Annotated in this window: 11 protein-coding genes; 10 read left to right on the forward strand and 1 reads right to left on the reverse strand. The window is 64.0% G+C overall.

The annotated features are described in order from the left end of the window. The 7 genes from ACSR1C_RS14470 (at nt 1) to ACSR1C_RS14500 (ending at nt 8,713) form a co-directional block, all read left to right on the forward strand. Nucleotides 1–1,287: a dihydrolipoamide acetyltransferase family protein gene (locus tag ACSR1C_RS14470; RefSeq protein WP_460260083.1), complete on the forward strand. Its 1,287-nt coding sequence runs from the start codon at nt 1–3 to the stop codon at nt 1,285–1,287. Beyond that, nucleotides 1,284–2,669, forward strand: coding sequence for a dihydrolipoyl dehydrogenase (lpdA, locus tag ACSR1C_RS14475; RefSeq protein WP_460260084.1), 1,386 nt, complete (start codon nt 1,284–1,286; stop codon nt 2,667–2,669). Before ACSR1C_RS14470 ends, lpdA begins: the two co-directional genes overlap by 4 nt. Nucleotides 2,670–2,739: 70 nt before the next feature. Then, complete coding sequence (locus tag ACSR1C_RS14480) at nt 2,740–3,891, forward strand: isovaleryl-CoA dehydrogenase (RefSeq protein ID WP_460260085.1); 1,152 nt, start codon at nt 2,740–2,742, stop codon at nt 3,889–3,891. Next, nucleotides 3,888–5,489, forward strand: a complete 1,602-nt coding sequence (locus tag ACSR1C_RS14485) for a carboxyl transferase domain-containing protein (RefSeq protein ID WP_460260086.1) — start codon at nt 3,888–3,890, stop codon at nt 5,487–5,489. The genes ACSR1C_RS14480 and ACSR1C_RS14485 overlap by 4 nt, the downstream gene beginning before the upstream one ends. A 4-nt stretch (nt 5,490–5,493) precedes the next feature. Continuing rightward, complete coding sequence (locus ACSR1C_RS14490) at nt 5,494–7,422, forward strand: acetyl/propionyl/methylcrotonyl-CoA carboxylase subunit alpha (RefSeq protein ID WP_460260087.1); 1,929 nt, start codon at nt 5,494–5,496, stop codon at nt 7,420–7,422. Beyond that, complete coding sequence (locus ACSR1C_RS14495) at nt 7,422–7,874, forward strand: MaoC family dehydratase (RefSeq protein WP_460260088.1); 453 nt, start codon at nt 7,422–7,424, stop codon at nt 7,872–7,874. The genes ACSR1C_RS14490 and ACSR1C_RS14495 overlap by 1 nt, the downstream gene beginning before the upstream one ends. After that, nucleotides 7,871–8,713, forward strand: coding sequence for an HpcH/HpaI aldolase/citrate lyase family protein (locus ACSR1C_RS14500; RefSeq protein ID WP_460260089.1), 843 nt, complete (start codon nt 7,871–7,873; stop codon nt 8,711–8,713). Before ACSR1C_RS14495 ends, ACSR1C_RS14500 begins: the two co-directional genes overlap by 4 nt. Before the next feature lie 8 nt (nt 8,714–8,721). Here ACSR1C_RS14500 and ssuE read toward each other — a convergent pair whose 3' ends face one another. Next, nucleotides 8,722–9,294: an NADPH-dependent FMN reductase gene (ssuE, locus tag ACSR1C_RS14505; RefSeq protein ID WP_460260090.1), complete on the reverse strand. Its 573-nt coding sequence runs from the start codon at nt 9,292–9,294 to the stop codon at nt 8,722–8,724. Between the two features lie 380 nt (nt 9,295–9,674). On the opposite strand from ssuE, the gene ACSR1C_RS14510 reads away from it, so the two are divergent. The 3 genes from ACSR1C_RS14510 to ACSR1C_RS14520 all read left to right on the forward strand — a co-directional run bounded on the left by ACSR1C_RS14510 (nt 9,675) and on the right by ACSR1C_RS14520 (nt 12,216). Then, on the forward strand, nt 9,675–10,301 hold the full coding sequence (locus ACSR1C_RS14510) for a glutathione S-transferase family protein (RefSeq protein WP_460260091.1): 627 nt from the start codon (nt 9,675–9,677) through the stop codon (nt 10,299–10,301). A 20-nt stretch (nt 10,302–10,321) separates the two neighbouring features. Beyond that, the gene (locus ACSR1C_RS14515; protein WP_460260092.1) at nt 10,322–11,194 is read left to right on the forward strand and encodes a fumarylacetoacetate hydrolase family protein; all 873 of its coding nucleotides are present in this window, start codon (nt 10,322–10,324) and stop codon (nt 11,192–11,194) included. 320 nt (nt 11,195–11,514) lie between these two features. After that, entirely contained in the window at nt 11,515–12,216 is a 702-nt protein-coding gene (locus ACSR1C_RS14520; RefSeq protein ID WP_460260093.1) for a GntR family transcriptional regulator, read from the forward strand. Nucleotides 12,217–12,250 lie beyond the last annotated feature (34 nt).

Genomic DNA, 12,250 nt, shown 5'->3' on the forward strand with positions numbered 1-12,250 from the left:
ATGGGCCGCTATCTTTTCCGGATGCCCGATGTGGGCGAAGGCGTTGCCGAGGCAGAAATCGTCGTCTGGTATATCGACGTCGGCGACGAGATCGCTGAGGATCAGACCATGGTCGATGTCATGACTGACAAGGCCACCGTGGACATGACATCGCCGGTTGCGGGCAAGGTGATTGCCCTGCATGGCGAGGTGGGCGAGATGGTCGCCGTCGGCGCGGCCCTTGTCGAGCTGGAGGTCGAGGGCGAGGGCAATGCCGCCGATGCACCCGAGCCCGCCCCGAAGCAAGTATCTGCGCCCACCCCGGAGAAAGCGCCGGAACCCGCCGCGAAACCGGCGCCCGCGCCTGCCGCGACATCCGCCCCGGCAAAGCCTGCGGCCGCGCCCGCCGCGGTCGCCAGGATGCGTGCGCTAGGGGACGAACCCCTTGCCGCCCCGGCCACCCGGCACCGCGCCTATGAACTGGGTATTCCGCTGCAATTCGTGCCTGGCACCGGCCCCGGCGGGCGGATTACGCCCGACGATCTGGACGCCTATATCGCGTCGGGCGGGGCGGCGGCCGTGTCGTCCGGCCCGGTCCGGCGGACTGCGGTGAACGAGCAGAAAGTGATCGGCCTGCGCCGCAAGATCGCGGAAAAGATGCAGCAGTCCAAACGCAACATCCCGCATTTCGGCTATGTCGAGGAATTCGATATGACCGAGCTGGAAAATCTGCGCAAGGCACTGAATGCCGACCGCGTCGAGGGCCAGCCCAAGCTGACGCCGCTGCCGTTCTTCATGCGCGCCGTCGCGCTGTTGCAGCCCGAGTTTCCGCATGTGAACGCGCGCTACGACGATCAGGCGGGGATCGTCTATAAATACGAGGGCGTGCATGTCGGCATCGCCACCCAGACGCCCGGCGGGCTGATGGTGCCGGTGGTGCGTCATGTCGAGGCGATGAATATCTGGGATTGCGCGCGCGAATTGACCCGCGTCACCACTGCCGCCCGCGACGGCACCGCCAGCCGGGACGAGCTGACCGGCTCGACCATCACGCTGACCAGTCTGGGCACGCTTGGCGGTATCTCGGCCACGCCGGTGATCAACGCGCCCGAGGTGGCGATCATTGGCCCGAACAAGCTGGCCGACCGCCCCGTTGTGCGCGACGGGCAGGTCGTGATCCGCACCATGATGAACGTCTCGACCGGGTTCGATCACCGGATCGTCGATGGCCATGATGCGGCGCTGTTCGTGCAGCGGCTCAAGCGGCTGATCGAGACACCCACCCTTATCTTTCTGGAGCGGCCATGAGCGAGATCATCAAAACCAAGGTTCTGATCGTCGGTGGTGGCCCCGGTGGCTATGTCGCGGCGATCCGCTGTGGCCAGCTGGGGCTGGACACCGTGCTGGTCGAGGCAAGCCGCCTGGGCGGCACCTGTCTGATCCGGGGCTGCATCCCGTCGAAGGCGCTGATCCATGCGGCCGGTGAGTTCGAGGCGATGGCCGCCGCCGCCGCGGCACCGCGCTTCGGCATCTCGCTGGCATCCGCGCCCGCGCTGGATTTGGCGCAGACCGTGGCCTGGAAGGAAACCGTGGTGGACCGTCTGAACGGCGGTGTCACGGGCCTGTTGAAACGCGCCAAAGTAAAGGTTGTCGAGGGCTGGGCCAAGTTTTCCGACGCCAAGACCTGTCAGGTGGAAACCGACGACGGCCCGGTCACGATCACGGCCGAGCATGTGGTGCTGGCCACCGGTTCGGTTCCGGTCGAGTTGCCCTTCCTGCCGTTCGGCGGCAAGGTCATCAGCTCGACCGAGGCGCTGTCGCTGCCGGAGCTTCCGAAAAAGCTGGTGGTTGTCGGCGCGGGGTATATCGGGCTGGAACTGGGCATCGCATTCGCCAAGCTGGGCAGCGCGGTAACCGTGGTCGAGGCCGCAGGCAGCATCCTGCCGCTTTACGACGCCAAACTGGTGGAGCCGGTCCGGCGCTGGCTGGATCAGCATGGTGTCACGCTGCATCTGAACGCCAAGGCCAAGGGGGCCGAGGGTGCCGGGCTGGCGATCGAGACCGCCGAGGGCGAGGCGCTGGTTCTGCCCGCCGACAGGATTCTGGTCACCGTCGGGCGCACGCCGCTGACCGCAGGGTGGGGGCTGGAAGACATGGCGCTGGCGATGGACGGCCGGTTCGTCAAGGTCGATGACCGCTGCGCCACCTCAACCACCAATGTCTGGGCGATCGGCGATCTGGTGGGCGAGCCGATGCTGGCGCACAAGGCCTCTGCCCAGGGCGAAATGGTTGCCGAGGTGATCGCCGGCAAGCGCCGCCGCTTCGACCCCGTTGCCATTCCGGCGGTCTGTTTTACCGAGCCCGAGATCGTCAGCGTCGGTCTTGGCCCGGACGCCCCCGATACGGTTGCGGGCGTCTTTCCCTATGCCGCCAACGGGCGCGCTCTGTCGATGGATGCGGGCGATGCGGGCGGATTTGTGCGGGTGATCGCGCGCAAATCCGATAACCGGATTGTCGGCGTTCAGGCCGTGGGGCCGCATATCTCCGAGCTGTGCGCCGCCTTTACCACAGCGATCGAGATGGGTGCGGTGGCCGAGGATATCGCCGGGATCATCCACGCGCACCCGACGCTGAGCGAGGCGTTCCACGAGGCCACGCTGAAGATTCAGGGGCACGCGATTCATATTTAACAGTTCGGCCCCGTGCCGGATTGCCAATACTGCGTTCGCCCCGCAAGATGGGCGGCAAGGAGGAACAGCCATGACAGATTTTGACTTCGGCCTCGGCGAAAACGCCGAGATGATCCAGGACACCGTTTCGCGCTTTGCCACGGATCGCATTGCGCCGCTGGCGGCCAAGGTGGATGCGGAGGACTGGTTCCCGCGCGAGCTGTGGCCCGAAATGGGCGATCTGGGCCTGCACGGCATCACCGTCGAGGAAGAATGGGGCGGTATTGGTCTGGGCTATCTGGAACATGTGATCGCGGTCGAGGAAGTCTCGCGCGCATCGGCGTCGGTCGGGCTGTCCTACGGCGCCCATTCCAACCTGTGCGTCAACCAGATCCGGCGCTGGGGTAACGACGCGCAGAAGGCGAAATATCTGCCCAAGCTGATCTCGGGCGAGCATGTGGGGTCATTGGCGATGTCCGAGGTGGACGCCGGATCCGACGTGGTGGGCATGAAGCTGAAGGCCGAAAAGAAGGGCGATGCATATGTCCTGAACGGCACCAAATTCTGGATCACCAACGCGCCCTATGCCGATACGCTGGTGGTATACGCCAAGACCGACTCGGCCGCCGGATCGCGCGGGATCAGCGCGTTTCTGATCGAAAAGGACATGCCGGGCTTTTCCATCGGTCAGCATATCGAAAAGATGGGGATGCGCGGCTCGCCCACTTCGGAACTGGTGTTCCAGGATTGCGAAGTGCCCGCCGAAAACATCATGGGGCCGGAAAATGGCGGCGTGTCGGTCCTGATGTCGGGGCTGGATTATGAACGCGCGGTGCTGTCGGCGATTCAGCTGGGTATCATGCAGGCCTGTCTGGATGTGGTTCTGCCCTATATCCGCGAGCGAAAGCAGTTCGGCAAGCCGATCGGTTCTTTCCAACTGATGCAGGCCAAGGTGGCGGACATGTATGTCGCGCTGAACTCTTCGCGGGCCTATGTCTATGCCGTGGCGCGCAATTGCGACATGGGCAAGACCACCCGTTTCGATGCGGCGGGCGCGATCCTGCTGGCCAGCGAAAACGCGGTGAAGGTCGGGCTGGAGGCGATCCAGGCCCTGGGTGGGGCCGGCTACACCAAGGAATGGCCGGTCGAGCGTTTCATGCGTGACGCCAAGCTGCTGGATATCGGCGCGGGCACCAACGAGATCCGGCGTATGCTGATCGGGCGGGAGCTGATCAAAGGATGAGCGCGCCCGTTATCGACACCAAAATCTCGCCCGAGAGCGAGCCGTTTCAGCGTGCGGCGCAGCATAACCGCGCCCTGCGCGACGAACTGCGGGCCCGCGTGGCCGAGGCCGCCCTGGGCGGGTCCGCGCGGTCGCGTGACAAACACACCGCACGCGGCAAGCTGTTGCCGCGTGAACGGGTCGAGCGGTTGCTCGACCCCGGCGCGCCCTTTCTTGAGATCGGTCAGCTGGCCGCGGGCGATATGTATGGCGGCGAAATCCCCGGCGCGGGCGTAATCGCTGGCATCGGCCGGGTGTCGGGCCGCCAAGTGATGATCGTGTGCAACGATGCCACCGTGAAGGGCGGCACCTATTACCCGATGACCGTCAAGAAGCATCTGCGCGCCCAGGAAATCGCCGAGGCAAACCATTTGCCCTGCGTTTATCTGGTCGACAGCGGCGGCGCCAACCTGCCGCATCAGGCCGAGGTGTTCCCCGACCGCGAGCATTTCGGGCGCATCTTCTTCAATCAGGCCAATATGTCGGCCAAGGGCATTCCGCAGATCGCTTGCGTGATGGGATCGTGCACCGCAGGCGGCGCCTATGTGCCGGCGATGTCGGATGAAACCGTGATCGTGCGCAATCAGGGCACGATCTTTCTGGCTGGCCCGCCGCTGGTCAAGGCCGCAACGGGCGAGGAGATCACGGCCGAGGATCTGGGCGGCGGCGATTTGCACGGGCGCAAATCCGGCGTGGTCGACCATGTGGCCGAAAACGACGAGCACGCCCTGACCATTGTGCGCGACATCGTGGCGACCCTGCCCAAAAGCAAAACCCCCGACATCCCGTTGGAGCAGCCCCGCCCGCCGGTTTATGATCCACAGGATCTGTACGGGATCATCCCCGACGATGTGCGCGCGCCCTATGACGTGCACGAGGTGATCGCGCGGGTCGTCGATGGATCGGAATTTCACGAGTTCAAGGCGCTTTACGGCACCAGCCTGGTCTGCGGGTTTGCTCATATCTGGGGGATGCCGGTGGCCATTTTGGCCAACAACGGCGTGCTGTTCAGCGAAAGCGCCGTGAAGGGCGCGCATTTCATCGAGCTGGCCTGCCAGCGGCGGATTCCGCTGCTGTTCTTGCAAAACATCTCGGGCTTCATGGTCGGCGGGAAATATGAGGCCGAAGGCATCGCCAAGCACGGCGCCAAGCTGGTGACGGCGGTGGCCACGGCCACGGTGCCCAAGATCACGGTGCTGATCGGCGGCAGTTTCGGCGCGGGCAATTACGGCATGTGCGGGCGGGCCTATTCGCCGCGTTTTCTGTTCACCTGGCCAAATTCGCGGATCAGCGTCATGGGCGGCGAACAGGCGGCGTCGGTTCTGGCCACCGTGCATCGCGACGCCGATAGCTGGACGCCGGAACAGGCCGAGGACTTCAAGGCCCCGATCCGCCAGAAATACGAGGACGAAGGCAACCCCTGGCACGCCACCGCGCGGCTGTGGGACGATGGGGTGATCGACCCCGCGCAGACCCGCGATGTGCTGGGCCTGGCCTTTGCCGCAACGCTTAACGCGCCCATTCCCGAACGCCCGGCGTTCGGCGTATTCAGGATGTGATGCGATGATCAATTCTCTTCTCATCGCCAACCGTGGCGAAATTGCCTGCCGGATCATCCGGACGGCGAAAAAGCTGGGCGTGCGTACCATCGCGGTCTATTCCGATGCGGATGCGGCGGCGCTGCATGTGCGCATGGCCGATCAGGCGGTGCATATCGGCCCCTCGCCGGTGCGCGAAAGCTATCTGCTGGGCGACAAGATCATCGCGGCGGCCAGGGAAACAGGCGCTGCGGCGATCCATCCCGGTTATGGCTTCTTGTCGGAAAACGCCGAATTTGCGCAGGCGGTGATTGATGCGGGGCTTGTCTGGGTCGGGCCGAACCCGTCGTCCATCACCGCGATGGGGCTGAAGGACGCCGCCAAAAAGCTGATGCAGGACGCGGGGGTGCCGACCACGCCGGGCTATCTGGGTACGGATCAAAGCGTCGCGCGCCTGACGGCCGAGGCTGACGCAATCGGATATCCGGTGCTGATCAAGGCCGTGGCCGGCGGCGGCGGCAAGGGGATGCGCAAGGTCGATGCACCCGGCGATTTCGCGGATGCGCTGCTGTCATGCCAGCGCGAGGCCGCGTCGTCCTTTGGCAACGATCAGGTGTTGCTGGAAAAATGGATCACCAACCCGCGCCATATCGAGGTGCAGGTCTTTGGCGACAGCCACGGCAACGCCGTGCATCTGTTCGAGCGGGATTGCTCGTTGCAGCGCCGCCACCAGAAGGTGATCGAAGAGGCCCCCGCGCCGGGTATGGATGCCGACACGCGCGACGCGATCTGCGCCGCCGCCGTTCGGGCCGCCAAGGCGGTCGATTACGTGGGTGCCGGCACGATCGAGTTCATCGCCGATGCGTCTGATGGGCTGCGCGCCGACCGGGTCTGGTTCATGGAGATGAACACCCGGCTTCAGGTCGAACATCCGGTGACCGAGGAAATCACCGGCCAGGATCTGGTCGAATGGCAGTTGCGCGTCGCCAGTGGCGAGCCGCTGCCCAAGACGCAGGACGAGCTGTCGATCACTGGCTGGGCGATGGAAGCGCGGCTTTATGCCGAGGATCCGGCGACCGGCTTTTTGCCCTCGACCGGGCGGCTGGAGGCCTTTGCGATCGCCGATCCCGCCGCACGGATCGAAAGCGGGGTCGAGCAGGGCGCGGAGATCTCGCCCTTCTATGACCCGATGATCGCCAAGATCATCACCACCGGGGCCACCCGTGACGAAGCGCGGTCGCGGCTGGCCGATGCGTGTTCGGCGGTGCTGACCTGGCCGGTCAAGAACAACGCGGCCTTTTTGGTGCGTCTGGCGCGGCATCCGGGGTTCGCCACGGCCGAGATCGACACCGGCTTTATCGCGACCCATATCGACGCGCTGACCGCGCCCGAACCTGCCGACGAGGCCGGGCTGGTGGCGGCGGGCTATCAGCTTGCGGTCGATTTCGGCGGGCTTGGCCCCGCCACGCTGAACCCCGAGGCGGGGCCGGCGGCGTTCCGGGGGCCGTGGCGCGATGTCATCGGATTTCGCGCCAATGCGCCGGCCCGCGCGACCATGCGGCTGCGCGTGGATGGCGAAGGGCATGTGGTGCCGATCGCCCGCGCCGCCCGGGACGCGCCGCCGATGCGCGACGTGCGCGACGGTGTCGTGGTGGCCGACAAGGGCTGGACCCGGCATGTGACCCTGGACGTGGTGCGCGGCGGGGCCGCGGCGGCGGTGGGTGACGGTGCGATCCTGTCGCCGATGCCGGGCCGCATCATCGCGGTATCGGTTGTGGCCGGGGCTGCGGTGACCAAGGGCCAGAAGCTGGTGACGCTGGAGGCGATGAAGATGGAACACAGCCTTGTCGCGCCCTTCGACGGCACCGTGGCCGAACTGGAGGCGTCCGAGGGCGGGCAGGTGTCCGAGGGGATGCTGCTGGCCCGGATCGAAAAGACAGAGGAGGGCGTCTGATGGCGGGCAAGTATTTCGACCAGTGGGTCGTGGGGGAGACGATAACCCACCCGATCCGCCGCACCGTGACCGAGACCGACAATCTGTTGTTTTCGACCATGACGCATAACCCACAGCCGCTGCATATCGACGCCGAGGCGGCGGCGGCCAGCGAGTTCGGACAAATTCTTGTCAACGGCACCTTCACCTTCGCGCTGATGGTGGGGTTGTCGGTGGCTGAAACCACGCTGGGCACGCTGGTGGCCAATCTGGGATATGACAAGCTGCTGATGCCCAAGCCGGTGTTCATCGGGGACACGCTGCGCGCCGAGACGGATGTTGTCGCGCTGAAGGAAAGCCGGTCGCGCCCGACCGCCGGGATCGTGACCTTTGGCCACCGTCTGCTGAATCAGCGTGACGAGGTGGTGTGCCAATGTGTCCGCATGACTTTGATGCACAAGGCCCCGGAATGAGGTTGCGCTCGCTTCTGTTCGTGCCTGCCGACCGGCCGGAACGTTTTGCCAAGGCGCAGGCCAGCGGTGCCGATGCGCTGATCCTTGATCTGGAGGATTCGGTCGCGCCCGAGAAGAAGGCCTTGGGCCGCGGTGCCGTGGCCGACTGGTTGCGCGGGGCGGATCGGGCGGTTCCGGTTTTCGTGCGGGTCAATCCGCTGGACAGCGGGCTGGTGCGGGACGATCTGGATGCGGTGCTGGGGGCCGGGCCGGATGGGATCATGCTGCCGAAGGCCGAAGGCGCGGCAGATGTGACTGCGCTGATTGACCTGATGGGCGATGCCGCGGTGCCGATCCTGCCGATTGCGACCGAAACCCCCGCGGCGGTGTTCGAGCTGGGCAGCTACCGTGCCGTGGCGGACCGGATCGTGGGCGTGACCTGGGGGGCCGAGGATTTGCCGGCCGCGATCGGCGCCACCACATCGCGCAATCCCGATGGCAGCTATACCGCGCCCTATGAAATGGTGCGCGCGCTGACGCTGTTCGGGGCGCATGCCGCCGGGGTGGCGGCGATTGAAACGGTGTTCCCCAATATCGGCGACATGGCGGCGCTGTCGGCCTATGTCGGGCGTGCGCGGCGCGACGGGTTCACCGGCATGATGGCGATTCACCCGGCGCAGATCGCACCGATCAATGCGGGGTTCACGCCCAGCGAAGACGAACTTGCCCATGCCCGCGCCGTGGTGCAGGCCTTTGCCGACAATCCCACAGCGGGTGCGCTGAAGCTGGACGGCAAGATGATCGACCGGCCGCATCTGAAACAGGCGCAGCGTATTCTGGCGGCGGGTGCGGCGGACTGAACCGGGGTTCAGGCGTTCGGGCGCGGGTGACCCAGCAGCCTGGTGTCTTCCGCCGCGCTGAGCGAATAGAGGAAGTTCTTGATCGCCTCATTCAACGGGGTTGTGGCCATCGGTGACAGGTCGAAGCCATCGTCCTGAATGATGTCGCTTTCGCAGACGAAATGGGACTGAACCACATGCCGCGCGCCCATTGACTGCAGGATCGGGCGCAGCCCGTAATCAAGGGCCAGCACATGCGCGATGCTGCCACCCGTGCCCAGCGGCAGAACCGTTTTGCCGGCAAGGCCGAACTGTGGCAGCAGATCCAGCCCGATCTTCATCAGGCCGGAGCAGGACGCCTTGTAAATCGGGGTGGCGATGACGACGCCGTGCGCCGCTGCGACCTTTTGGGAATAGTCGATGATGCACGGATCGTCCCATTTCGCCATGATCAACGCTTCGGGGTCGAGCGAGGCCAGGCGGATATGTTCGACGCTGATATCGTCAGAGGCGAGTTTTTCCAGAACGTAATCGGCCAGCAGCGCGGATTTCGATGTCGCAGACGGGCTGCCGGACAGGGCGATTACGGTTTTCTTGGGCATCTGGGTCTCCGAAGGGCGTGAACCGCGGGTGTGCGATATCGGTTTGCGTATGTGATCGTCCATACCGGAACAAGAGCAGGGCCGGCCAGTTGTTTTGGGGCTGTTCCCGGCGTCCGGGTCGCGGAAGCTGGGGTGCAGTTCATCCAATCCATCATATAGGATAATGAGCGTATTCTTCGCAAGACCGAAATAACCTTACGGAAGGAGCGGGGTGGTAATGTTGTGAACCTGCAAAGCTCCTGTCGCCTGATGGTAAATCGAAAAAGGCAGTGACAGCGAAGAAATGCGTTGCCAGCCAATGTGGTGGCCTTTAATAAAATCATATATCTTTAAGAAATACCGCTGGACGGTATCGACTGATATCCAAGGGAGGGGATAGCATGATCGAAATCCATCACATGCCGCTGACGCGTTCGACGCGGGTGATCTGGGCGCTTGAAGAGCTGGGTATCCCCTATGAAAAATCCGCGGCACAGCTGCCGATCCAGGTGAACCAGCCCGAGCTGTTGGCGCTTCACCCTGCCGGGACGCTGCCGGTGGTTCTGGACGATGGCGACGTGCTGATCGAATCCCTTGCGATCTGTGAAATCCTGTCGCGCCGCCATGCGGGCGGCAAGTTGCTGGTCGAGCCTGGCGACCCGGCCCATGAGGAATATCTCAAATGGCTGTGGTTCGGCGAAGCCAGCCTGGCGCCACAGCTTGGGCCCGCGATGCGCTATGGGCCGTTCGTGCCGCCCGAGCAGCAGATCCCGAATGTGGTGGCCGATGCGATTGCGGCGTTCGGACAGCGGATGCCGGTGCTGGAACGCGCGCTTGAGGATGGGCGCGAATTCCTGGCCGGGGACCGGCTGACGCTTGCCGATCTTTCGGTGGCGTTCGTGCTGTTTGTCAGCCGGATTGCCGGCGCGGGCGAAACCATGGGGCCGAAAGCGTCTGATTATCTGGCCGGCATTGCCGCGCGCCCGGCCTTTCTGGCGGCGATCGCCGATGCACCGGCCTTTGGCTGAACCCGAAAGAGGAGAAGAATATGCGGCTTTTGGCCTTTGATGTTGCGGGCGAAGCCCATGTCGGGGTTCGGTTGGGCGAAGAGGTCGTTGACCTGACTGTTGCCGCCCCGGATTTGCCCAGGGATATTGCCGGGCTGTTTGCCGCCGGCGACGCCGCGCTTGCCGCTGCGCAGGCGGCGGCAGAGGCGGCGACCGAGCGTCTGCCGCTGTCGGCGATCCGCCATCTGGTGCCGATCCCGAACCCTGACAAGAATATCGGCCTGGGGCTGAACTATCTGAAACATATCCGCGAGATGAAGCCGGATTTCCCCGACCCCGAGTTTCCGGGCATGTTCATGCGGATCCCCAGTTCGATCGTGGCCCATAATCAGCCGATCGTCCGGCCGAAGATCTCGGACACGCTGGACTATGAGGGCGAGCTGATGGTGGTGATCGGCAAGGCCGGGCGGCACATCCCGCTGGCGGATGCGTTGGACCATGTCGGCGGCTACACCTGCCACAACGATGGCAGTGTGCGCGAATACAACCAGTGGCCGATGGCGATCACCGCAGGCAAGAATTTTTACCGCACCGGTGGTGTCGGGCCTGAGATCGTGACGGCGGATGAACTTGCGCCCGGATGCAAGGGCCTGCGGCTGACGACCCATGTGAACGGCGAACTGCGCCAGGATGTCGACCTGAGCGAAATGCATTGGGACGTGGCCGCGCTGGTGCATCGGATGTCGCAAATCATGCCGCTGTTTCCCGGTGATCTGCTGACAACCGGCACGCCGGACGGTGTTGGCGCGGCCAAGAAGCCGCCGAAATTTCTGCAGCCGGGCGATGTCGTCGATGTTTCGATCGAAGGCATCGGCACGCTGACGAACCCTGTCGCCGACGAGGGCGACGCCTAAAAAACCCGCATCTGTTTTGCGGGTGGATGAGATCGCGCCAAGCGGGAACGTTTTGGCGGCGCGGAGGCTTTGTCTGTTCGCGCCGTCTTTCGTTTTGTCTTCTCGATATGATAGGCAGAGCCATCGCCTTTCACATTTCAGGAGAACAAAGAATGGCTGACTCGAATGGGTTCAACATGCCCGGGGGCCGGTACGCCTGTGTCGCCCTTGGAGAAAATTCCGCAGGCAGGCCCGACCTTTGCGGATCATATATAATGCATTGCCATTCCGGAATGATCATATATGATCCTACAGTTAACGCAGACGGGGAAGTGTGAGCCATGAGCGCTAAGAGGATTGGCACAAGAGTTGTTTCGTCCGGCTCCCTGTCTGGAACCGTTTATGAAAAGATTCGCGGCATTCTGCTGCGGCTCGAGATCGAGCCGGGTCAGCGGATCACCATCGATGAAATTGCCCAGAAACTGGAAGTGTCGCAAACCCCCGTCCGCGAGGCGCTCAGCCGCCTTGAGGCTGAAGGTCTTGTGCGCCGGATTCCCAATGTGGGCTATTGCGTCGCCGATGCGCTGACGCCCGATCAGGTCGCCGAAATGTACGAGTTGCGGCAGTTGATCGAGCCCTTTGCGCTGCGCCGCGCCTGCGAACGGATGAGCGAAGAAGACATGGCGAAGATGACCGAGGTGCAGCGCCGCACCCGGCGCATGTTCGTCGAGGGGCGCGCCAACCGGTTCGAGAACTTCATCGAACTGGATTCCGCCTTTCACAAGCTGATCGCCAAGGGAAGCGGCAATGTCTTCGTGTCGGAACTGATCGATCGGGCGCATGACCAGCTACAGTTTTTCCGGCTTCTGTTTGACGCGAACCTGTCGCTGGACGCCATCAACGAGCATGACGCCGTGCTGGATGCCTTGATCGCGCGGGATGCCCCGCAGGCCGAGGCCGCCATGAGGATTCACCTGGAGAATGCGAATGCACGTGTGCGGCATTTTCTGGAGGAAAGGCAAAACGCCGAACAGCGGGAATAGGCTCCCGCCAGAATTCGCCTTAAGGAGGAGGACG

The sequence above is a fragment of the Actibacterium sp. D185-2 genome (assembly GCF_054954595.1).